The 23,266-nt window shown below is 40.5% G+C and carries 17 protein-coding genes; 11 read left to right on the top strand and 6 right to left on the bottom strand.

Features of this window, described 5'->3' with window-relative positions:
• Positions 1–291 precede the first annotated feature (291 nt).
• A complete protein-coding gene (locus V7K50_RS23405) occupies positions 292–1,347 on the top strand; it encodes a glutathione S-transferase family protein (protein WP_334964206.1) in 1,056 nt (351 codons plus the stop codon).
• A 32-nt stretch (positions 1,348–1,379) separates the two neighbouring features.
• Positions 1,380–2,264: an aspartoacylase gene (locus V7K50_RS23400; RefSeq protein ID WP_334964204.1), complete on the top strand. Its 885-nt coding sequence runs from the start codon at positions 1,380–1,382 to the stop codon at positions 2,262–2,264.
• 220 nt (positions 2,265–2,484) lie between these two features.
• Here V7K50_RS23400 and V7K50_RS23395 read toward each other — a convergent pair whose 3' ends face one another.
• Both V7K50_RS23395 and V7K50_RS23390 read right to left on the bottom strand, forming a co-directional pair.
• Positions 2,485–2,889, bottom strand: coding sequence for a response regulator (locus V7K50_RS23395; RefSeq protein ID WP_334964202.1), 405 nt, complete (start codon positions 2,887–2,889; stop codon positions 2,485–2,487).
• A 141-nt stretch (positions 2,890–3,030) separates the two neighbouring features.
• A complete protein-coding gene (locus tag V7K50_RS23390; protein WP_334964200.1) occupies positions 3,031–3,426 on the bottom strand; it encodes a PPC domain-containing DNA-binding protein in 396 nt (131 codons plus the stop codon).
• Positions 3,427–3,560: 134 nt separating this feature from the next.
• Here V7K50_RS23390 and V7K50_RS23385 point away from each other — a divergent pair, with 134 nt between their 5' ends.
• From V7K50_RS23385 to V7K50_RS23355, 7 genes are all read left to right on the top strand, one after another.
• Entirely contained in the window at positions 3,561–5,960 is a 2,400-nt protein-coding gene (locus tag V7K50_RS23385; RefSeq protein ID WP_334964198.1) for a dynamin-like GTPase family protein, read from the top strand.
• A 188-nt stretch (positions 5,961–6,148) separates the two neighbouring features.
• Positions 6,149–8,146, top strand: coding sequence for a GAF domain-containing sensor histidine kinase (locus tag V7K50_RS23380; protein WP_334964196.1), 1,998 nt, complete (start codon positions 6,149–6,151; stop codon positions 8,144–8,146).
• Positions 8,147–8,289: 143 nt separating this feature from the next.
• Positions 8,290–9,309, top strand: coding sequence for a S66 peptidase family protein (locus V7K50_RS23375; RefSeq protein WP_334964194.1), 1,020 nt, complete (start codon positions 8,290–8,292; stop codon positions 9,307–9,309).
• Positions 9,310–9,653: 344 nt separating this feature from the next.
• Entirely contained in the window at positions 9,654–11,273 is a 1,620-nt protein-coding gene (locus V7K50_RS23370) for an NAD(P)/FAD-dependent oxidoreductase (protein ID WP_334964192.1), read from the top strand.
• A 109-nt stretch (positions 11,274–11,382) separates the two neighbouring features.
• Positions 11,383–11,760: a DUF1823 family protein gene (locus tag V7K50_RS23365; protein ID WP_334964190.1), complete on the top strand. Its 378-nt coding sequence runs from the start codon at positions 11,383–11,385 to the stop codon at positions 11,758–11,760.
• 579 nt (positions 11,761–12,339) lie between these two features.
• Positions 12,340–13,998, top strand: a complete 1,659-nt coding sequence (locus V7K50_RS23360; RefSeq protein WP_334964188.1) for an alpha-amylase family glycosyl hydrolase — start codon at positions 12,340–12,342, stop codon at positions 13,996–13,998.
• A gap of 362 nt (positions 13,999–14,360) precedes the next feature.
• On the top strand, positions 14,361–15,419 hold the full coding sequence (locus V7K50_RS23355; RefSeq protein WP_334964186.1) for a 3-deoxy-7-phosphoheptulonate synthase: 1,059 nt from the start codon (positions 14,361–14,363) through the stop codon (positions 15,417–15,419).
• 124 nt (positions 15,420–15,543) lie between these two features.
• Here the strand turns inward: V7K50_RS23355 and V7K50_RS23350 are convergent, their stop codons facing one another.
• Positions 15,544–16,047 carry a 2TM domain-containing protein gene (locus tag V7K50_RS23350; RefSeq protein ID WP_334964184.1) on the bottom strand — a complete coding sequence of 168 codons (504 nt, stop codon included), beginning with the start codon at positions 16,045–16,047 and terminating at the stop codon, positions 15,544–15,546.
• Positions 16,048–16,463: 416 nt separating this feature from the next.
• Here V7K50_RS23350 and V7K50_RS23345 point away from each other — a divergent pair, with 416 nt between their 5' ends.
• Both V7K50_RS23345 and V7K50_RS23340 read left to right on the top strand, forming a co-directional pair.
• Positions 16,464–17,180, top strand: a complete 717-nt coding sequence (locus V7K50_RS23345) for an ROK family protein (RefSeq protein ID WP_334964182.1) — start codon at positions 16,464–16,466, stop codon at positions 17,178–17,180.
• A 575-nt stretch (positions 17,181–17,755) separates the two neighbouring features.
• Positions 17,756–18,040 carry a hypothetical protein gene (locus V7K50_RS23340; RefSeq protein WP_334964180.1) on the top strand — a complete coding sequence of 95 codons (285 nt, stop codon included), beginning with the start codon at positions 17,756–17,758 and terminating at the stop codon, positions 18,038–18,040.
• A 327-nt stretch (positions 18,041–18,367) separates the two neighbouring features.
• Here the strand turns inward: V7K50_RS23340 and V7K50_RS23335 are convergent, their stop codons facing one another.
• The 3 genes from V7K50_RS23335 to V7K50_RS23325 form a co-directional block, all read right to left on the bottom strand.
• On the bottom strand, positions 18,368–21,118 hold the full coding sequence (locus V7K50_RS23335; protein ID WP_334964178.1) for a DUF3769 domain-containing protein: 2,751 nt from the start codon (positions 21,116–21,118) through the stop codon (positions 18,368–18,370).
• A gap of 297 nt (positions 21,119–21,415) precedes the next feature.
• Positions 21,416–21,532 (bottom strand): photosystem II reaction center protein I, encoded by a 117-nt coding sequence (locus V7K50_RS23330; RefSeq protein ID WP_041566417.1) that lies wholly within the window; start codon positions 21,530–21,532, stop codon positions 21,416–21,418.
• A gap of 370 nt (positions 21,533–21,902) precedes the next feature.
• Positions 21,903–22,598 (bottom strand): acyltransferase, encoded by a 696-nt coding sequence (locus V7K50_RS23325; RefSeq protein WP_334964176.1) that lies wholly within the window; start codon positions 22,596–22,598, stop codon positions 21,903–21,905.
• Positions 22,599–23,266: the final 668 nt, after the last annotated feature.

The raw sequence follows: 23,266 nt of genomic DNA, 5'->3' as shown, positions 1-23,266 counted from the left end.
GCGGTTCTTATTTGGATGCAATACACTTTGACCTCTCTCCTTTTAGGAGAAAGGCTTTGAATCTTACTCCCCAACGCTCGTAGGGAAGGGGCTGGGGGTTAGGTCTGTATTGCAAACCGAGAAGCGCTATATATCAGAACTTAGACAAAATAATGAAAAATAGTTCAGGCAAAGCGTAGTAGAGTAAAGTAATAAATCTCAAGGTGCGTGTAGATATGGAAACCTACCCGCGATAAATTAAACATCACATCACTGTGGTAATGTCAATCATTCCAAAGCAAGATTGTCGCCATGAGCAACTCAACTCCAATGGATGACGATAAAAATCTCCCCAAGAAAAAGGGCAGGGCACTTCCCCCCAAGCTGATCATTTGGCTGGGAAAATTTGTCTGGACGACTATGTGGCAAATAATGATGTCCAAACTTGCTCCTAGCAATCAGTCAGGAGCATATATTCGTCCTAATAGCCAATTTCGGAATTTCATCGGTATAGAGTCAGGGAATCCACACCCACCAGCATCGGGGCGCTACAAACTCTATGTTGGGCTGGGCTGTCCTTGGGCACACCGAACCTTGGTTGTGCGATCGCTAAAAAAACTCGAAGCGGTAATATCAGTATGTATCGTCTCTCCTTCTCCCATTGAAGGCGGTTGGATATTTAACCAAGAAGAAGAAGGTTGCCGCACATTAGCTGAATTTTATCAACGCGCACAACCAGGCTACACGGGACGGGTTACAGTTCCAATTTTATGGGATAACCAAACAAAAACTATTGTTAATAATGAGAGTTCAGAAATTATCGTCATGCTGAACTCTGAATTTAATGAGTTAGCCGACAATCCGACGTTAAATCTTTACCCAGAAGAACTTAAAGAAAAAATTGACTGGTGGAATGAGAAGATTTATCACGCGGTAAACAACGGTGTGTATCGCTGTGGCTTTGCCCAGACTCAAGAAGCATACAATGAAGCTTGTAATGAACTGTTTGCAACTCTCGATGAGATTGACATAGCATTGCAGACTAATCGCTATCTATGCGGAGAAAATCTCACACTCGCAGATGTACGTTTATTCACAACATTATTTCGGTTTGATAGTGCCTACTATGGGTTGTTTAAGTGCAATAAGCAGCGAATTCGAGACTATCAGAATCTCGGAGCTTATCTGCGTGATTTGTATCAGCTTCCAGGTGTGGCTGACACTTGCGACGTAGAAACGGTGAAGCGGGACTATTACGGGAACCTATTCCCACTCAATCCCGGCGGGATTATTCCTAATGGGCCTGATATGTCCTATCTTAATCAACCACACGATCGCGATCGCCTCGGCAAAGTTAATGCTTCATAAAGTACTCGCTGCATTGTAGAGTTGGTGTAATTGTGAACCAGATTAATCGAGTTGCAATTGTTGGCGGAACTCATGGCAATGAATTTACAGGGGCTTACCTGATCCAAAAATTTGCCCAGTTTCCCGATTTAATTACTAGAGCAAGTTTTGAGACAGTCACCCTGTTAGCAAATCCTAATGCTTTTGCAGCAGCGAGGCGATATATAGAGAAGGATTTAAATCGCTGTTTTCTTAAGCAAGACTTACAAGATCCGACTCTGAACAGTTACGAAGAATTGCAAGCTAAATTAATCCAGAACACCCTCGCATCAAATAGGGATAAACAAGCAGATTTCATCTTAGACTTGCACAGCACTACAGCTAACATGGGTCTGACAATTATTATAGACAACGGTCATCCCTTAAACTTAAAATTGGCTGCTTATCTGAGCCATGTCAGTCCTTTAGTGAGGATTTATCGCTGCTCTTTTAAATCAATTGAAGAAAACCCATTTGTAAATTCTCTCTGCGAATTAGGCTTTGCGATCGAAGTTGGCCCCATTGCCCAAGGTGTTTTAAAAGCAACGCTATTTCAGCAAACAGAAGAACTTGTTCATGCGGTTCTGGACTACCTAGAACAGTTTAACCAAAGTGAAATTCCGTCAACTAACGAAACATTGATTGTCTATGACCACTTATCAACAGTGGATTATCCAAAAAAGCCTGATGGTACAATCTTTGGGATGATTCACCCAGAGCTTCAGGATAAAGATTATCAAGCCTTGAATCCAGGAGATCCAGTTTTTATAACTTTTAATTATAAAACAATTGTTTATGAGGGTACATCTACCGTTTGGCCTATTTTTATTAATGAGGCTGCTTACTACGAAAAGGGAATTGCAATGTGTTTGACTCAGAGGCAGCAAATCAATATCTAGGATGTGGAGATTTTTTTATAGTCGCTTTTTATTGAGAGTAATAATATATAGGAATCCGGTTTGATTTCTGAAAAAAATTAAGTATTTGTAGGGTGCGTTATGACTTTAGTCTAACGCACCAAACCCTTGAAAATGGTGCCGTACTCTCGGCGATAACACACCCTACGTGTTGTTCAAAAATCAAATAGTAATCCTATAAATTAGGTGAAAATATCATCTATTACCAATTACAAGAAGCAAATAAATTAGCGACAATCTCAACTAGTTCTCCTGGAGAGACTGGTTTAGATACATGAGTCTGAAAGCCAGCTTCCAAAGCGCGAATCCGATTTTCGCTATCGCTATAAGCAGTTAAGGCAATAGCTGGAACTTGTCCACCCATATCTGGCTTTAGCGCCCGTATTTTTCGGATAAAAGTATAGCCATCTTCACCAGGCATACCTATATCACAAATTAAGACATCAGGTTGCAATTGGGGTAACACTTCCCGTGCTGCTGGCGCTGATGGAACTGCTACAATGGTGGCTCCATCTGCTTCTAATACTGTAGTAATAAAAAAGCGAATATCATCATCATCTTCAACTACAAGAATATTTAAGCCAGCAAGAGGCAGAGAAGGTTGCATAACAAATTACATTTTAATTTTGTCTGACAACAATGCCGACTTAAAGATTTTGTTTTACTCTAGCTGTAATCACAACAATCTTGTAGCTAGCAATAGCTTTCAACAATTTTATATTGTATCTCTATACTCCATTATATAATATTAATATTTGTGTATTTCTAGTTCTTGATAACCTGTTTGTTGGTCAAAAATTCTATTAAAAGTAAATTCCTCACTTGCACCAATAACTATTTCAGCAGTTGTGTAAATAATGCATCCATCGTCGAGATGTCCACCGATAGTTTTGCCTTCTCGATCAGAAATAGCAATATGCAAATGCACACCTGTAGTCGCTATTGTACCGTTGAGAGCGATGATTTCAAATTTTTCGGTTAATACTGTACTCGTATCTTGATTAGCAAAGCGAATTTTTGCTTTTTCTAGACTACCAATGGCACTTAATATAAACCCGGCTTTGATGTCTTCCTGTTTGACAAAGTTCTTTAAGCTTTGTCTTAAATCGTCGTGGGGTTTTAATCGGATCGCGAAAACTTTCATTAGTCAATATTCATTAATTAGTTGTTTAAGTAATATCCAGCAATTAACCAGGATGAAATTATCAGGAATTTTACTGAACCGCCAAGACAATAAATATTACTAATATATACATAATTATTGTCAGGATGCCCAATATGTCAGATTTACCGCCTCAATGCAAAAATTTGAAAGAGCAGGTTGAATCTATATTACAACTTTTGCAACAAGAAACAACGCTGCGTTCTCAAGATATTACACCTGTACAAACTTCCTTAAGTAAGGCGATTTCTCCCAAGTTTGAGATTGTGTTTGCAGGTGCGTTTAGTGCTGGGAAATCAATGTTAATAAATGCACTATTAGAAAGGGAATTACTTTACAGTGCAGAGGGACACGCTACAGGTACAGAATGCAAAATTGAGTATGCAGAAGTAGATAAAGAACGTGTTGTCTTGACGTTTTTAAGTGAAGCAGAAATTCGGGAACAAGCAGTTTCTTTGTGTCAGCAGCTAGGATTTAAGACAGTACCTAATATTAACCAAACTGATGTAATTAACTTGCTACGTGAAGGTTCTGAAGTTATTATTCAGCAGGAGGGTGGTGAGAGTAAATCAGAACGTGCAAAACAGGCGAAGGCGTTAATCTTGTTGCTAGAGGGATATATGGCAAACCGCGATCGCATCAACACGGTTAATAATGCTACATACTCAATGGAACAATTTAACTTTTCCAACCTTAAGGAAGCGGCTGGATATGCCCGTCGTGGTAGTAATAGTGCAGTATTGAAGCGGATAGAATATTACTGTAATCATCCTCTGCTAGAAGATGGAAATGTAATTATTGACACACCTGGCATCGATGCACCAGTAGAGAAAGATGCACAGCTAACTTATGCCAAAATTCAACATCCTGATACCTCGGCGGTGGTGTGTGTGCTAAAACCTGCTGCGGCGGGTGAGATGACAAAAGAAGAAACAGAACTTTTGGAACTCATGCGGGAGAATGGGGGAGTACGCGATCGCGTTTTCTATGTCTTCAACCGCATCGATGAGACTTGGTACAATACCCAGCTACGGCAACGATTAGACGATTTAATTAGTGGGCAATTTCACAATACAAGCAAGGTTTATAAAACTAGTGGATTATTAGGATTTTACGGCAGTCAGATTAAACAGACAAGTGGACAAGATAGATTTGGTTTAGATTCTTTCTTTGCTGAAAGCGTCAAAAGTTTAGACAGTCAAGAAGAAACACCACAATTTGTCTATGCGTTTAACAACTACTGTGTAAATTCAGGGAAACTTGCATCCACTAAATTCCGTGTCTCTGTCAACGGCTTTGAAACCCCAAATCAAAATTATGTGCGGATTCTGGGAGATTGGGGAAATGAACTGATAGAAAAGCTAATTCAAGATAGTGGTACTGAAGAATTTCGCACAGCTATTACTCGCTATCTGACACAAGAAAAACGTCCCCAATTATTTAAAAATCTTGCTGATGATTTGGAAGATGTTTGTATTAAACTGAAGAAACATTATCAGAGTGTCCAACGCAATTTAGATAGTCAGCCTCAAGAAATTGAGACGATGAAGGCGCAAGAGTTGCAACGCCTAAATCAGCAACTTCAGCAAATTGGTAGAGAGTTTAGTGAGCATATCACAGAAGAAGTTAACCAAATAATTAATAATTCCTGTGATGCTTTTGAAGCAGATTTTAAGCAGTTGCAATCACGGATGATTCGCCGTCTAGATGAATTGCTAGATACTTTTTCTGTAGCTGATGCTTATCGACGCGCAACCATTAGCCATCCTCGCAATGCTACAGCACCTTTAATTGCGATTTTAGTAGAGGCATTTTATTATTTAGCAAATCAATTAGAAGATATTCTGATTGAATCTTCTCAGCAAGTAGTTGCAAGTTATTTCCAGCGATTGATTGAAAAGATTCGGAAGTCAGAATATTATCGTCAATTGTATCGTTTATTAGATCATGATGGTGGAATTGAACAAACAATAAAGACTGTCGAAAAAGTAGTTACTCAAGCATTACTGAGTGCTGCTAGTGTAGAGTGCGATCGCTTTGTGCGAGAAAGTCCCAGATTTTACGATGAAGGCACTTTTTCTATATATCAATTTCGCCAGACTTTATCACAAACTTCTCAAGGTTACGACGCTGAAAGTATTGTGGAAGCAGAGCCAGCAATTAGGCAGTTATTGAAGTTAGATTTTGAGCCAAAAGTTTCTCAAACTATTCGTAAATCTTTCCGTCAAACCATTAATCAAACTCTTAAAACTCAGTTGTTGCCAATGGCAGATCAGCAAGCAGATGAAATTTTGCAGCAATACCCACAGGCGCGTGCTTATTTAGAGAAAACATTAGAACAAGAAGCTGAAGAAAAAATTGCGAACAATCGCCGATTATTGAATGTTGTTGAAGAAAATATTGCCGCATATAATTCAGCAGTTTTCAGTATTAATACTTGTTTACAGGCGATGCAATTATATGACAATCTTTTGCCTGTAATTGGTAATACCGATTTATATAGGAATTCAGTTTAGTTTTTGAAAAATATTAAGAGGAAATACGTAGGGTAAAATATGTCTAACAACTGAAAATGTATTTTACCTGCTCCCTACTTTATCTTTGATTTATAAACATTCTGTTTTCTTAAATTTATTAAGAGCAGGTTAAACTTAAAGCTTTTTTATGTGATCATTAGATACACACATAAAATAACACTTTGTTTATGAACTTAAATTTAGAAACATCAAGCAAAACAACTGAGTCAAATAACAACTGGTATAAAAATGATAATTCATCAATGAGTTTCAGCTATCAAGCAGCAGTCAATGCACTAGGACAAAAAGCACTTTCAGGGATTGAATTGTTGTATTTGTTCCAAGACGCAGTTGTTTCAGTAGCTCAAATACTTAACATCAAATATAGTCGAATTTGGCAAATACTTTCAGATAGTAATTCTTTGTGTCAAGTCGCTAGCAATGGGGAAAAACCTTTAGAAACAGACTCTGCTGAGATTAATATCAAAACTAATCAGCAAGTACAAAAATTTTTGGAGAATACTCAGCCAATTATTAAGCGCAACACGCCCTATTGTCACATAGATGATTTCACTATTCCTTCTCCTCCAGATAGCGTTACTGGTTTGAGTGTGCTAATTCCTGGTGCAACTAAACCTTTAGGTTTCCTAGAAGTATATGCTACCGAGGAAAGGAATTTTTCTCCTGACGATATGCATTTTTTGCAATGTGTAACCCATATCTTAGCAACAGCGATTGAACGCAAGCGTTCAGAAGCCTTAATGTACACCCAAAGTAAAATTTTAGAACAAGTGACATTTGGAGTTAACCTATATGAAATTTTTAATAACCTTTGTATTTTGCTAGAGCAAGAATTACCAGGGGCGTATTGCTCAATTTTAGTTGTAGATCAAGAAAATCAACGACTACGGGGAGGAGCCGCACCAACTTTACCACAAGAATATGCTAAGGGTGTTGATGGTTTGATGATTGGTGAATGTTCTGGTTCTTGTGGAACTGCTGCTTATAGAGGAGATTCAGTATTTGTTACTGATATTGCTACTGATGTTTTATGGGCTGATTTTCGAGATTTCGCTTTGAGTTACAATATTAGAGCTTGTTGGTCATCACCTTTTACTTCACAAACTGGTGAAGTTTTAGGGACATTTGCTATATCTCATAAATCCCCTTGTCATCCCACTCCCCATCATCTAGAAATTCTAAAAACAGCCACCCATATTGCTAGTATTGCAACAGAAACTGTCAGAGCCGCAGAAGCTTTGCAAAAGGCTAACAACGAGTTAGAACAAAAAGTTGCAGAACGAACAGCTGAATTAAGAAAGGCTCTGTTTGATTTACAAGAGACACAAGCCCAACTGGTTCATAGTGAAAAAATGTCCAGTTTAGGACAAATGGTAGCAGGGGTTGCCCATGAAATTAACAATCCCATTAGTTTTATTGCTGGGAATCTCGAATATGCAAATCAGTACATCAATGATTTACTAGATTTAATTGCAGTTTATCAAGAGCAATATCCCCAGTTAAATCCGAGCATAGCAGCCAAAATAAAAACTATTGATTTAGAGTACTTGTGTGATGATCTACCTAAGTTAATGACATCTATGAGAGTAGGTAGTGAGCGAATTACAGAAATTGTTTTAGGCTTACGGAACTTCTCACGACTAGATGAAGCAACAATGAAGTCTGTGGATATTCATGAAGGCATAGATAATACCTTGATGATTCTGAATCATCAGTTGACACAACCCAACAATTTACCTGACATCCAGATAGTTAAGGAGTATGGTAAACTACCCAAGTGTAAGTGTTATGCTAACCAGTTGAATCAGGTTTTTATGAATATTCTTAATAACGCGATTTATGCCTTAAAGGACAATATGCAAAATTTGCAGTCGGCAAATCAGATGCCAATTATTCAAATTCAAACTTTCCTTATAGATAAGGAGACGATTTTGATTAGTATCAAAGATAATGGCTCTGGTATGAATTCAGAGGTTCAGGAACACATCTTTGATCCTTTCTTCACTACTAAACCTGTTGGTCAAGGAACTGGCTTAGGGTTATCAATCAGTTATCAGATTGTTGTCGAAAAGCACCAGGGAAAACTTAGTTGTATCTCTGCATTAGGTAAGGGGACTGAGTTTAAAATCGAAATTCCTATTCAGATTTTAAGTAGTCAGCAATAACATCAATATTTTATTCTCTATTAATGCTATTTGATTTTAAAAAATCGAAAGCTTTTGATTCCTGACTTCTTCAATAAGTCAGGAATTTTGTTGTTGTTGAACTCATATTAATAAGACAGTCCCTACTCCCCAACTCAGTGATTATGACTATCAAACGTCGGGAATTTCTCACAACCTGTGGACTTGCTACCTTCGCTACCCAGATACCATCATTTACCGCCCAAGGTAAGCCATCCCCAAACACCATCTGCAAGCCGCCCCGCCTGCAAGTTGGGGATACCGTAGGATTGATTTCCCCTGCGGGTATCGTTGATGCTAAAGACATCGAAGCAGCACAGCAATCAATTGCACAGTTAGGGTTAAAAGTCAAGCTGGGGAAGCATATTTTAGACCGTTACGGCTATTTAGCAGGTAAAGATGCCGATCGCGCCGATGATGTAAACTTGATGTTTAGCGATCGCACCATCAAAGCAATTATTCCCATGCGTGGAGGTTGGGGCTGTAATCGCATTTTACCCCTACTCAACTACTCGCTAATCCGCTCCCATCCGAAAATTATCATCGGTTACAGCGATATTACGACGCTGTTGTTAGCAATTAATGCCCGTAGTCAAATGATTACTTTTCATGGGCCAGTTGCTACGTCTACCTGGAATCAATTTACAGTGGATTACTTCAAGCGCATCCTATTTAATGGTGAAGCAGTAACTATGCAAAATCTCAACCCTAGCGAAGTGCGGGTGGAGATAATAGCACCGGGAAAGGCGAGGGGTAAACTTGTGGGTGGAAACTTGTCAGTGCTATCAGCGATGGTGGGTTCACCTTACCTACCTTCTTGGAATAAAAGCATTCTGTTTGTGGAAGAAGTTGGCGAGGATGTTTATCGTGTAGATAGGATGCTGACGCAGTTAAAAACTGCTGGGATACTTAATCAAATTGCTGGCTTGATCTTTGGGCAATGTACTAAGTGTAGTCTTGGGGATGAACCATCATTTACTTTAATGCAAGTCTTGCAAGACCACATACTTCCTTTAGGTATTCCTGCTTGGCATGGTTCAATGATTGGTCATATTAAGGATAAATTTACTTTACCAATTGGTGGGGAAGTGGAAATAGATGCTGAACTTGGGACAATCCGAATGTTAGAGGCGGCTGTTAAATAATTTTGGATTTTGGATTTTGGATTTTAGATTTATTCACCTAGCTTAATACGCTTGGGTTAATTCATCTCTTGCACCTAGCCCTAGCGATTAGAAATCGCGGCTATACAAACGAAGTCCGCCTACGCGGACTAATAAATTAAGGTTTTCAACCCGCGCAGGCGGGTTTTGCCTGTGTAGCCGCGATTTCTAATCACCTGGTGCAAAATATAAGTTAAGGCTTAACTCCTTGTCAAAGTTAATTTTTTTTAACGAACCGCAAAGGACGCAAAGGAAGAGAAGAAAGAAATCCAAAATTAGCTGATTTTGATTAATATTTTGATAGATAGTATGAATTTCTCCTCGCTATGTTACGACTAACAGAAGTAAAGCTCCCGCTCGATCATCCTGAAGATGAGATCAAGTCTGCCATCCTCAAAAAGCTGCAAATCACAGACGAAGATTTGATCGGCTATTCTATCTTCAAGCGTAGCTATGATGCCCGTAAGAAAGGAGAGATTACCCTTGTTTATATTCTAGATGTAGAAACTACTCAGGAAACTCATCTACTCAAGCGTTTGAAAAAAGATCCTCATGTGATGACTACGCCAGACATGAGTTATCGCCCAGTGGCACAAGCACCGAGCAATTTGAAGATTCGCCCCATCGTGATTGGTACTGGGCCTTGTGGCTTATTTGCGGGTTTGATGCTGGCGCAAATGGGCTTTTGTCCCATCATTTTAGAACGTGGGAAAAAAGTTCGCGATCGCACCGTTGATACTTTTGGCTTTTGGAAGAAAAAATCAGATTTCAACCCAGAATCAAATGCCCAGTTTGGCGAAGGTGGGGCAGGTACATTTTCTGATGGCAAACTCTACAGTCAAGTCAAAGATCCTCAGCATTATGGACGTAAGGTGTTGACCGAATTAGTCAATGCGGGAGCCTCACCAGAAATTCTCTATATTAATAAACCGCACATTGGCACCTTCAAACTAGTCGGAATCGTCCAAAGTATGCGTGCCCAAATCGAATCCCTGGGCGGTGAAATTCGCTTTCAAAGTCGGGTGGAAGATATCAACATCGAAAATGGACAGGTGCGGGGAGTCACCCTTGCCAGTGGGGAATATATCGCCAGCGATTATGTAGTTTTGGCGGTAGGTCACAGTGCCCGCGATACCTTTCAAATGCTATTTGATCGTGGGGTTTACATAGAGGCAAAACCTTTTTCCATCGGCTTTCGGGTCGAACATCCCCAGTCTCTCATCGACCAATGTCGTTTCGGCGCTCAAACTGGTCATAAGCTTTTAGGTGCTGCCGATTACAAACTGGTTCACCACTGCCAAAATGGTCGTTCCGTCTATAGTTTTTGTATGTGTCCGGGGGGCTTGGTGGTTGCAGCCGCATCAGAACCGGGGCGACTTGTCACTAATGGCATGAGCCAATATTCTCGCAATGAGCGTAATGCCAATAGTGCGATCGTTGTGGGCATCACACCCGAAGATTATCCAGGTAATGCCTTGGCGGGAATTGACTTCCAACGGCGCTTGGAAGAACGGGCTTTTGAATTGGGCGGTGGGACTTATGAAGCGCCAGGGCAGTTGGTGGGAGATTTTCTCAACCATCGCCCTTCTACAGCATTGGGCACAGTTAAGCCGTCTTATACACCGGGGGTACATTTGGTTGATTTGAGTCAGAGTTTACCAGATTATGCGATCGCCGCCATCCGTGAAGCCCTTCCCGCTTTTGACAAACAAATTAAAGGTTTTGCGATGAATGATGCCGTGTTGACTGGGGTGGAAACCCGCACATCATCACCGATTCGGATTAAACGCAAAGAAGATTATCAGAGTTTAAATATAGTCGGTCTTTATCCGGCTGGGGAAGGCGCGGGATATGCAGGGGGAATCCTCTCGGCTGGTATCGATGGGATTAAGGTGGCGGAAGCGGTGGCTTTAAGTATTTTGCAAAATTGTGATCGTCAGCCCTAAACCAGAAAAAATCGGTCAGGTGGTTACCACAACATTGCTAACAGTTGTTAACAAAACTGCTGTAATTTAATCAGTAGTCGATTTTTCAACTTAGAATTTTGAATTTATTATGTCTAACCTACCACCACTCAATACAGAAACAATTTGGGCAATTCTTGACGAGAAACTTGATGATGCCACAGTTAACGAATTGCTATGGCATTATTTAGGCTATAGCTTTGATTCCTCAATTGGACAATGGGACACTAGCCAAGTTGCACCAGAATGGCAGAATGAGTACCCACAACCACCAGATTTCATTGAATCTCGTCCCGCAACAGTCAAGTTGACTCGTTCCATTCCTGCTGAAAATAAACAAATGCTAAAAGAAAAACTGGGCTTCAAAGGGTACAAAATTGGTGAATTTGGGCCTCGTCAAACTCGCAGGGCAACGGCGGCGAATTGGTTATTAAGTTATCTGCAACAAACTAACGGCAAAATAGATTAATTTTATCAGGAGATATTTGGCAAAAAATATCCTAGTTTTACCGAATATCTGCTGTATGAGAATTTCATAAAAAACTATTAGTTTATTGCAGTTGTATCCAATGGTATTTAAAAATATTAGTTTTAAGTAGGTAGGCGTAAATAAATTAAAGTTTGTAGTAAGGACTTTAGTCCTGATAATTGTTCTTTTGAGCGATGAATCGCTCACTACGAACTAGGATTTTATTTTATGTTTAATTACAGCAGATTTCAGCTAAATGAAGTACATCTATAAAAGCCAAAACCTTGTAGAGACGTAGCAGTGCTACGTCTCTATGTGTATTCGATTAAAGCGCACTCTGCTGTATGCCTACCTACTTATAGGCAAAATTTACAATATAGCAAATCTATCTATTAGTCAATTAATAAATGCTACAAAAAGCTAAAAACAAAAGAAATACAGTTAATTTTTATAAAGTATTTATCAATTATTCCTGAAGATAGAAGCGCTCGTGATCTAATTATTTCTCTAGAGCGATTTGCAAATTCAATTGACCATCAGAGAATACTTCTATCAACCCTTGATATTACAAACACTTCTATGGCAAAGCCAATTGAATTTAATTTATTTGCACCTTACAACAAAGGAGCCGCATTAATTGGTTCTTTTTCCGATTGGCAAGAAATCCCAATGGAAAGAGGTGATGATGGTTATTTCCGTACAAGTGTTGAACTAGAAGATGGCGTTTATAAATATAAATTCCGCGTCCAGTCAAATTCATGGTTTTTTGAACCAGAACAATGGGTTGAGGTTACAGACCCCTGTGCAACTGATATAGATGAACTGAGTGGAAAAGATGATGGTGTTATCCGGGTCAAAGATGGCGAAAGGATAACTGATACATACCTTTGGCAACATGATGATAAACCTTTACCTGCTGACCACGAATTAGTAATTTATGAATTGCACGTCGGAGACTTTTCTGGTGGTGAAGATGATCCTTATGCACGAGGTAAATACAAACACATCATTGAAAAGTTAGATTATTTGTCTGAACTGGGAATCAACGCTCTTGAATTGATGCCACTTAAAGAATATCCTGGTGATTATAGCTGGGGTTATAATCCACGCCACTTCTTTGCAACAGAATCAAGTTATGGTTCGACTACTGAGTTGAAACAATTGATTGATGAGTGTCACGCCAGAGGTATTCGTATAATTCTTGACGGAATTTATAACCACTCAGAAGCATCTGCTCCCTTAACACAAATTGACCACGATTATTGGTATCATCATGAACCTCGTGACCCTGATAATAACTGGGGGCCTGAGTTTAATTACGAACATTATGACGAAAAATTAAAGATTCATCCAGCGTGGAAATTTACTGGTGAGGCAATCCGTTTTTGGATATCAGAATATCATCTTGATGGTATTCGCTATGATGCAGCACGGCAAATTGCTAACTATGATTTCATGCACTGGATTGTTCAGGAAGCCAAAAAAACTGCTGGTGCGAAGCCTTTTTATAACGTTGCAGAACACATTCCTGAAACTACCAGCATTACCAATGTAGATGGGCCAATGGATGGTTGCTGGCATGACAGTTTTTATCACTGCATTCTAGAACATATATGCGGTGATACATTTGATTTAGAGCGTCTAAAAGATGTCATTGACTGTAAGCGCCAAGGCTTCTTGGGTGCCACCAATGTAGTAAATTACCTTACCAACCACGACCATAACCATGTCATGGTAGAACTGGGGAACCGTGAGATTTTTAACGAAGAAGCCTTTAGGCGGGCTAAGTTAGGAGTAGCCATCCTAATGACTGCTGTTGGCGTACCCTTGATTTGGATGGGAGAAGAATTTGGTGAATATAAACCTAAACAACCTGAATCATCAAAAATCGATTGGACGCTGTTAGGAAATGATTTAAATCGTAGTTTATTTGAATCCTACAAAGGCTTAACTAACCTGCGTAAAAATAATCATGCTCTCTACACAGAAAATATTGACTTTATCCACGAAAATGCCGATACAAAAGTATTAGCTTATACTCGTTGGAATGATCAAGGTTCTCGTGTAGTCGTAATAGCAAATTTCTCAGAAAACTTCTTAGCTGGCTATCATGTTCCTAACTTTCCTAGCCCTGGTACATGGCACGAATGGACAGGCAATTATGATATCGAAGCTGGTGACGATGGCATCATAACTGACTTGGGACCATACGAAGCCAAAGTTTTTGTATGGCAGTAATGATATACACTACCACTGAGTCAGTATAGCAATAGCAAGAAAAAGGGGGAAAATATTTCCCCTTTTTCAGTTATTATTTTATTCAAGTACAGTGTAATTTAGGACTAGCCCTTTCAAGGTCACTCAGAAAATCTCTGATTTCCTCTCTTTGCCTATGTAGTTTAAAAGTAATTTATCTAACCTTATTAGGCGCAGAGAACACAGAGTTAAGAGGGATTCTTTGACAAAATTTTTTACCCATATTGAAAGGGCTACTCCTATAATTATAAACTCGTCAAGCATAAAACAGGTTGTTTTAAAATCTGATAGGTTTGTGTTACACTTCTCATGAAGTGCGTATGTAAAACTGCCAGAGCATCACCATGCACAATAAATTATTTAATAGTAATATCGACAACGCTAACATCGAGAACGATCGCATCTTGTTAACTCCCAATGAGGTCAAATCAAAATTACCTTTAACACCATTAGCCGAACAAAGAGTTTTAGAATATAGGCAAGAAATAGCACATATCCTGGATTTTCAGGATCGCCGAAAATTTATAGTAGTTGGACCATGCTCAATCCACGACCCCAAAGCAGCGCTCGAATATTCTGAAAGATTAAAAATATTGGCCGAGCGAGTTGAAGATAATCTGCTATTAATTATGCGAGTGTACTTTGAAAAACCAAGAACAACCGTAGGCTGGAAAGGGTTAATTAATGATCCAGATATGGATGATTCTTTCCATGTAGAGAAGGGTTTATTAATTGCACGAGATCTGTTATTAAAAATTACAGAATTGGGATTACCTGCTGGCACAGAAGCACTCGATCCAATCATACCTCAATATATTAGTGAACTGATTACTTGGTCAGCAATTGGGGCACGCACGACCGAATCACAAACTCACCGCGAAATGGCAAGCGGACTTTCCATGCCTGTGGGTTTTAAAAACGGTACTGACGGCAATATTCAAGTAGCTTTGAATGCCCTCCAATCAGCGACAAACCCGCATAATTTTCTGGGAATTAATCAAAACGGACAGGTCAGCGTCTTTCAAACTAAAGGAAATGGCTACGGTCACGTAATTTTAAGGGGAGGTACTCAGCCCAACTTTGATGCAGCAAATGTCAAATTGGTAGAAGAGAAATTAAAACAGGCAAATTTACCACCGAGAATTGTTATTGACTGTAGCCACGGCAATACTAATAAAGACTACAAATTACAAGGTGCTGTCTTAGAAAATATTATTCAGCAAGTAGTCGATGGTAATACATCTATAGTTGGCATGATGCTGGAATCCCATTTGTATGAAGGTAGTCAACCAATTACTGGTAAACAAGATGAATTAAAATATGGTGTTTCTGTAACTGACAAATGTATTAGCTGGGAAGAAACCGAAAAAATTATTTTGGCTGCTCACGAAAAACTTAAGTAAAGATCAATGATTAGGTAGTAAAGGTATAATATCCTACCTCAACGCCCCTGAATATACTCGTAACCTCCTGTATCATTTCTACGTTTGTATGTTGACGATTTGCTTGCTTAAGCAAGCAAATCTACTAAGCCTGCAATACCTTAAACCACTTATTCAAAACTGTACTGATGGTTTTCTTAATCTGATGCTTACGACTCCACTTCTGGAATGCCATTTCATACTCTTCGCCTTTGATTTGAAAGGTATTCCAGACATCAAGACCTACAGGCAATACGCAGAACAGTGAAATGTACAGCGACCAAGAAATTCCGCCACCAGTGATGAAATCTACTAGTATTAAAAAGCCATTGAAAATTGCATAATTACCTAGACGCTTCTGAAATTTTCTGATGCGGTAAGCGTCAAAGGCTTTTCGCTGTTGGACTTGTCCCTGTTGTACTAACCAATCGCGTTCTGCTAATTTTAAAGACTCTGGTGAAATTTCTAACTCAGCAGCAATTTCTAATATCTGCTCATAAGAAAATTCTGTGTCTTTGTCATCAGCTTGACGAGCGATCGCTAAGTGCAGTATTTGTTGGACATCTTCTTGGCTATAAGAGCGGATGCTTTGAGTTTCAAAGGCTGTCATAATTCTTTCTCTTATATTACTTTTAATAGAAATTTGCGGCTCGATAGATTTTAAGCAGTTATGCCACTACTATTCCCCTTACCCTTACATTAGCAAATCTAGATGCTGTCCTGCATCTAAATGTATTGGATTTTTAACTTTGGACATGGGGTATTGGGCATGAGGCAGGAGGGAGAAGTTCTTTAATTTGGAATTTGGAATTTGAAATTGATTTCTACCCACTCCCCCTCAATAGACATCTTCAGAAATTAAATATGCGTCACCCAGAACCCTTGTAGAGACGTAGCAGTGCTACGTCAAAACAATTCTTTTTCGGAGATGTCTAATATAAAGACTCTCCAAACATCAGGATATTATCAGATGCGGCAGAGCATAATTAATAACGAAATAACAAGCATTAACAAGGATGTCATTCAATGGTTGAAGAAAATGGATCGATTCGTACCCTATCCGTTGATATTGGCGGTAGTGGCGTTAAGGCTATGGTTTTGGATATTACAGGGAATCCGGTAACGGAAAGAGCGCGTTTAAATACACCCCAACCTGCTACACCAGAGGTTGTAATTAATGCAATTGTTGTGTTGGCAGCCGCTCAAGGTGAATTTCATCGCGTTTCGGTCGGTTTTCCTGGTGTGGTGAGGTGTGGAGTCACAGAAACGGCGGTAAACTTACATCCCGATTGGATCGGATTTGATTTGGAAACAGCATTATTAAAACACTTAAACAAGCCTGTGCGGGTGATTAATGATGCAGATATGCAGGGATTGGGAGCGATCGCAGGTAAAGGTGTAGAATTGGTGATTACTCTGGGTACAGGGTTTGGTTCGGCTTTATTTGTAGATGGTAAACTAGTGCCAAATATGGAAATGGGGCATCATCCATTTCGCAAAGGAGAGACTTTCGAGCAGCAATTGCAGCGTGCAGAGTTAGAAAAAATTGGTGATAAAAGATGGAATAAACGTTTAGAAAAAGCAATCGCATCCTTGCAACATCTGTTTAATTATGATTACCTTTACATTGGCGGCGGGGAAGCTGTGAGAGTAAATCTTCAGCTACCTTTAAATGTCAAACTCATCCCCAATATCACTGGTTTATTAGGTGGTATTGCTTTGTGGCGAGATGAGAAAAGGTAAAAAGTTTTTCAGTATCCTCAACTGGGCGTACTAAGGGATGTCTAAGGGCAGGCTACGCCTAAGCGTATTTTATTAAGGTGCATCCTTTTTCAAAATTATCCTCGTTAGAAAACAATACGCTTGGGTTAAGCAAAGCACAACCCAACAAAGCCTCGATAATGTTCTGACTTTTCACGGCATCTGGAAAACCTCTCTCTAAATCTCTCTCCTTAAAGGAGAGAGACTTTGAATTTTCCCCCTTCCCGGTCAGGAAGGGGGTTAGGGGGTTAGGTTTTTGGTGGACTTTTCCACATAACGTGAAAAGTCAGGATAATGTTGGGTTTCCTTCCTCAAATGCCACATGCTTCTCCCTTGGCGCTAGCCTCTCACGGATGGGAGAAGACCGCGCTGGCTCCCCAGCCTACAGAATTTCAGGTTTTTGACGCGAACCCAAGGGTATTGCGTTATAAAACTTCATTACGAATTATATTAATCATTTTTATTTATGATTTTGAGCAGAAATTATATTAGCTAGTATTGATACTTTCCCTTAAAGTTAAATGAGCAATTTTGAATACACGTATAAGATATTAATCATGGAAAATATTAATCCCATTCCAGAAATACTTGGTGAAACAACCGACGTGGAATCTTGGCTGATTCGAGCTGGGCTAAGATTTTCAGACTTAGGTAACGATGCCGCCAGTATCGCAATCCGCAAGCAATGGCGAGAGTACCAAGCCGCAGTTCAAAGATGCTGTGCAATCCTACACCAACCACCGTCAGGTGTTCAACTAAGCGGTGACTATGCCAACCTGAGAATACCTGGTGGTACATCAACCAATTCTGCAATCAGCTGTCAACTTTTCCCAAGTCCTTAGACTGGGGAAAAGTTGACACTCTCAGCGTCTAAAGACGTTGAGATTCTTGAATCTAAGACATAATTTGCTCAGTTTGGTTGACGCCAAACTGAGTACAGACTTTATCGAACAGAATAAAGGCGTCAGTCGTCAGAATTCAGCAATGAATTCTTTCCGACTGGTGGATGAATAACCGGCGTTTTTGCACCTCCACCAAATTGAAAATTTGGTGGTCAACAAGAAAGTCGCGGGTCTGAATCCCCGACTGATTTATTCTGACCGGAGGCGGAGCGTCTCCGGCTCCGCTCCTGAATTCTGACTTCTGGATTCTTCTTCAATACTCTTTGACTAATTACCCTGTTGCACGCCGTTCACTACTGGCTTAACTTCTGAAAATGGATCAGTACCGCCACCCCAGTTAAAATCACTAATTCTGATGCTGAAGCCGCCTAACTCCAGCACCGGATTGTAACGTAAGGTGATACCATAGCTGCGACGGCTATATTCCAAAATATAGTCGGTGCTAGTTTGTATACCAGTATCCAAGTTAATAGATGTTTGAAAGCCCAAGCGAAAAGGGCCGTAGATTTGCTGTGATATCCCAGCGCTCAACACTTTGTTATCAACGGACCGATCAAACAAAAAGGGTGATAATCCGTTATTTAAGCCTTGAGAATAACTAATATTAAAAGCGGTATAGTCTAAATAGGGTCGAGAAAAATGACCAATTTGACCTTGTAAGCCAATAGTACCAGTTAAGGTGCTTTGGTTATCACCACTGCTGTAATAACTGCTAGTGCCTGTAACACCAGCGATCGCTTGCAAGTAAGGAACTACAGGGTTAGCCGTGTATCGTAATCCCTCAGTGGCAGTGGGTGGTAATGGTTTTCCCCGCCACAGTAAAAACCCGCGACTGAGAGCAACGCTGCCTTGTAAACGACTTAATGAGATGCGATCGTTTTCCCGTACTGGTTTTAGTAAGTCTTGGCGATCGGTGTTGGCATCGATATACTGGGCACTTGCCTGATAGCTAAGGTTGATGCCACTTTTTCCTAAAGGAATTACAGGAGAGGTAATAATGCCACCAAAACTGCTCTGGACAGTTTGAAAGCCAAGACTACCGTTGTAAAGGCGATCGCGGTAGTTATATTGCACATTCAATGTGTGGGGGAGGGAAGTGCCTATTGTCTGACGCAATCCCACATTCAACCGCAAATTGTCTTCGATCTGGTTCAAGTCAAAACTGGTTAACTCCCCAGTCCCCTCAAATAACGTTCGTGGACTCAAAACAGAATTTATTTTTGTCTTCACAGCAAACAGTGCGCCTAAGTCACCCGTGCCATCTTGCACAGCTCTCTGTACTAACAACTGGGGCGTGATCGTCCAGCTAGTCTTGTCTGTAGTGATTACTGGAAAGCCATGCTCAATATACAAACCACCCCGCTTATCTCCATCATAGCCGGGGGAGACTATTGCAGGTGTAACGTCCCGCTCCCGACGATCAATAGTCTGCTCATCCAGTGGAATTGGTAAGGAGAGCTTTTGATCTAATACCAAACGCTGTCGCTGTGTCCTGATGCGGTCTACCAAGGGTGTCTCTCGCGTCAGAGTTACTTTATCTGCGCGTAATTCCAGTTCTGGCGGCGAAAAAGGATCATTGGTGATACGGACATCCTTTGCTTGCCAGCCTTGCGGATAAAAGTCAATGTGTTCAGCTTCAAACCTGAGCCGATTAACTGCACCCCCTGTTTTTGATACCGGGATGTTGCTAGCATCTGCCTGACCACCAAATGCCACATCAAGTCCTCCAGGACTGCTCACACCAGAAACGGGCTGATTTGCTCTAATGCGATCGCTGGGCGGACGTTTTGGAACTCCACCAGCAGTTACATCTGTGGGTAAAAAAGCAAAATCTGTTTGGGTTGAAGGTACATAAATTTCTCCTCTACCATTTTCCAGTTCCCCGCTATCTTGAACAAAGTTATAGGTAAAGCGTTGTCCACGTAGTATCTGATTGCCTCTTGTTAAAGTTACGTTGCCTTCTCCCGCAGCGATCAAGTTATCCAAATTGACTTGCAAGCGATCGGCATCCACTACCGCCCCATCAAATCGCACAACTACATTACCTACAGCTGTAATAATTCGCTGTTGCTCGTCATATTCTTGCCGATCTGAAGTAACTTCCACAGTTCTCGGTCTGGCTGGCTGTGTGGTAGCTGGGGCAGTTGTACCAGAGGGTTGACTTTGTGGCTGATTAGTGGTGCTTCCCTGTGGTGTAGGCGTTGGTTGTTGGACTTGGGACTTGAATTCTACAGTGATGGGCGTTGAGGGTTGGTTTGTCGGGTTACGAGACTTGAATTCTATAAAATTTTGTACTGATTGAGAACTCGGTGCAAGATCAGTAGTAGATACAGAAATATTGTCTCTTTTTGGAGACTCTTGTGTAGTAATATCACCTTGCTGTTTTTCTTGGGTTAACTTCTCAGCGACAATTTCCGCCTTGGACTCGACTAACTTGTGGCTATTTGTGATCGGGGCAATTTCCAGAGGAGGCGGAGATTGGGCGACAAGGGGATTTGGGGAAACTGTATAGCTAAAGATACCAGAATCCACAACGCCTTCCCTTGGGATTTTCCGTTTACGCAGGGCTGAAATTAGGAGAAGTTGCGATCGCTCGATGCCGACGCTCGGACTTGTCTTTGTATTTTCTTGCTCTTGGCCATTAGAGGTTGTAACCTTTTGTGTGGGATAACCAACTACAAGCGGTTGCCCCAAAAATGCAGCACTTCTAGAACCTCTGAGTGGGGAAGTTTCTGGTGGGAAGGTTTCTGGTGAATGAGGTACAGAGGGAGTTTCGGCAACTACCAAGTTATCTTGGGTTGAGTTGAGCAGAGTTCGCAATGGCGGATCACTCTTGGTGTTACCCGCAATTGCCAACTGAGCCAAATTCTTGGGCTGTTTGGATTTGTCTGTCTTTTCGTGTATTCCAGTATCTACACCTGAAAGAAATTTTGTATCACTAGCAGATGAGGCGGGATTTACAGGTTGTAAAGATTCGACGATAGGAGGCGGATCGGGCGGCAGAACTGGATGAAGCATATTTGAGCAAAATCGGGCTAACAAACAGCCAAATGACGGACGGAAGGATAAACATACATTTTGCCTTCCGACTGTCGCCTTCTGCCACTTCTAGCAAGCCACTTATAGGAAGAAACTTACTACGCAAAAGTTTACAGAACTTACGCAAACAATAGTCGAAACCCTGGTTTTCAGATGTAAGAGCAATTCATGAATTGCCCCAAGGCGCGTGTAGTTTTGCGTAAGTCCTAGTTGAGTAAGTATCCGTGGCGTTTAGTATCTTCTGCCTTTCGGAGTCGCGGATGATTTATCGCCCTTTTACTCTAAGTCCCGACGACCGGGGTTACGAGCTGGATCGTTCGACAAAAATCCAAAGATGAAGATAGTTACGAAGAAGGCAACAACAATATAAACAGCGATTTTTAAAGTCAGCATAGAAATATCTCCAACGGGTAAAACAAAGAGAGCTTTTCTTTCAGGATCTGCCATGCAGAAAAGATGGCTACTTTATATTACCCAAATCTCGTCCCTTTTTTAGAGGACTCTGGGGATTAGGGACTGGGGATTAGGGACTGGGGACTGGGGACTGGGGACTGGGGACTGGGTATTAGAGTGTGTGTCTACCCTACTGTTATTGAGAATGGTGCAAGATGTCAGTTGTCTGACTTTTAAATGACCCTAATAAATAACTCAGAGACTATTGACTCTTGTGACGTTGACTGACGACAAAGGTTTCCCAAAAAAAGGTATAGGTTAGAGGTTACAGAAAATAATCCCCAATCCCTAATCCCCAATCCCCTATTTCTCAGCTTGAAGTAATGCTTAAGTCTTTGCCAACTCGGTTTTTGATTACTCGTGCAGGTATGCCTACAGCAACGGAGAAAGGAGGAATATCTCTATTGACAACTGCTCCCGCACCAATAACGCTGCCTTTGCCAATAGTAACGCCATCTAATACCGTTACTCCATGCCCTAACCAACAATCATCCTCGATCGCAATTCCTTTCCGAGTCACGCCTTGGTATTTAATCAGCTCCATCGGATCGGCAAAATTATGATTATTGGCATATATCCCTGAGTGGGCAGCAATCAAGCAGTGTTTACCAATTTTAATGTCTCCTGGCCCCTCAATACACACGTTGGGAGCAATAAATGTGTCTTCATCAATATGTATATACGTATCTTCCAAAGACCCGATATCAACGTTACGCTCAATAGCGACTCTATTTCCTACATGAATTCTATTATTTTTGTGTCCTCTAGCATCCATCCGCACACCTTTAAAAATATAGACTCCACTGCCGATCTCAATACAAGAAGTACCGTTAAATTCAACACCATTCTGAATATACACTTGGCTGCCTATCTGGGCAAAAATACTCCGATATCCCATATTACGCAACTTTGTCCCTAGAAGAAGTGTTGGGATATCTCCTAACACCGTAGTTACTAAAAGTTCTTGCACGCGCTGCAATTTTGAAAAATATTCCTTGTTATGCATGGTTACATATCTCTTCAATCAATTGTTGTTGACAGTGTTAAAAGTTGTTTTGGCTGTATCCTAATCTTCTGCAAATACCAACCGTGTTAGTATTTATTAGCACAGTAATCAAATGGCAGTATTACCTAAATTTCCCAATATTTTAGATGGTTTTTAAACTGTTGAAAAACCAAAGTTTGGCTTCTTTTTTACCAGAGTAATTAACAAAACAATTTCAGTGCATTGCCGGATCAAAGCTCAGACTATAGCGCTAGAGACCTAACCCCCAAGCCCTTCCAGCAAAATTTAAAGCCTCTCTCTTTTCCCTTTATAGGAGAGAGGTTTGGAGAGCTAAAAGTTTGATTGCAAGTTTCATCTAGTCAAAGCTTTTCAAGAGAGAGAGCAGAATGTATTGGATACAAACGAGCATAGACGCGGAGCGGCTTGTCGTCAGACATCGCTATATGAAATTGTCCCATCAGACAATTTACTGTTTTGATTATCCGGCAAATTTGCAAAGCTTGTTATGCAACTAGGTATAGAGTTTTTTGCCTTGAGGCTACTTCTCCTGAGGCGGTTTTAGTCTTTTAAAACAACTCAGTTACCCAAGTTATTTTGCAACAAAAAATACATTTAACTAGACTATTTGAAAGATTTAGATAAATTTTATGCCTAGCATGATAATGTAA

This window comes from Nostoc sp. (genome assembly GCF_036917135.1).
Lineage (GTDB): Bacteria > Cyanobacteriota > Cyanobacteriia > Cyanobacteriales > Nostocaceae > Nostoc.
The sequence above is the reverse complement of the archived record's forward strand: the minus strand, read 5'-3'. Positions and strand labels throughout refer to the sequence as shown.

Coding starts and splice junctions, on each gene's coding strand:
- V7K50_RS23385 (WP_334964198.1), top strand. CDS start 3,561: ATGTCAGATTTACCGCCTCAATGCAAAAATTTGAAAGAGCAGGTTGAA.
- V7K50_RS23375 (WP_334964194.1), top strand. CDS start 8,290: ATGACTATCAAACGTCGGGAATTTCTCACAACCTGTGGACTTGCTACC.
- V7K50_RS23405 (WP_334964206.1), top strand. CDS start 292: ATGAGCAACTCAACTCCAATGGATGACGATAAAAATCTCCCCAAGAAA.
- V7K50_RS23335 (WP_334964178.1), bottom strand. CDS start 21,118: ATGCTTCATCCAGTTCTGCCGCCCGATCCGCCTCCTATCGTCGAATCT.
- V7K50_RS23340 (WP_334964180.1), top strand. CDS start 17,756: ATGGAAAATATTAATCCCATTCCAGAAATACTTGGTGAAACAACCGAC.
- V7K50_RS23360 (WP_334964188.1), top strand. CDS start 12,340: ATGGCAAAGCCAATTGAATTTAATTTATTTGCACCTTACAACAAAGGA.
- V7K50_RS23380 (WP_334964196.1), top strand. CDS start 6,149: ATGAACTTAAATTTAGAAACATCAAGCAAAACAACTGAGTCAAATAAC.
- V7K50_RS23390 (WP_334964200.1), bottom strand. CDS start 3,426: ATGAAAGTTTTCGCGATCCGATTAAAACCCCACGACGATTTAAGACAA.
- V7K50_RS23355 (WP_334964186.1), top strand. CDS start 14,361: ATGCACAATAAATTATTTAATAGTAATATCGACAACGCTAACATCGAG.
- V7K50_RS23365 (WP_334964190.1), top strand. CDS start 11,383: ATGTCTAACCTACCACCACTCAATACAGAAACAATTTGGGCAATTCTT.
- V7K50_RS23395 (WP_334964202.1), bottom strand. CDS start 2,889: ATGCAACCTTCTCTGCCTCTTGCTGGCTTAAATATTCTTGTAGTTGAA.
- V7K50_RS23345 (WP_334964182.1), top strand. CDS start 16,464: ATGGTTGAAGAAAATGGATCGATTCGTACCCTATCCGTTGATATTGGC.
- V7K50_RS23325 (WP_334964176.1), bottom strand. CDS start 22,598: ATGCATAACAAGGAATATTTTTCAAAATTGCAGCGCGTGCAAGAACTT.
- V7K50_RS23370 (WP_334964192.1), top strand. CDS start 9,654: ATGTTACGACTAACAGAAGTAAAGCTCCCGCTCGATCATCCTGAAGAT.
- V7K50_RS23330 (WP_041566417.1), bottom strand. CDS start 21,532: ATGCTGACTTTAAAAATCGCTGTTTATATTGTTGTTGCCTTCTTCGTA.
- V7K50_RS23350 (WP_334964184.1), bottom strand. CDS start 16,047: ATGACAGCCTTTGAAACTCAAAGCATCCGCTCTTATAGCCAAGAAGAT.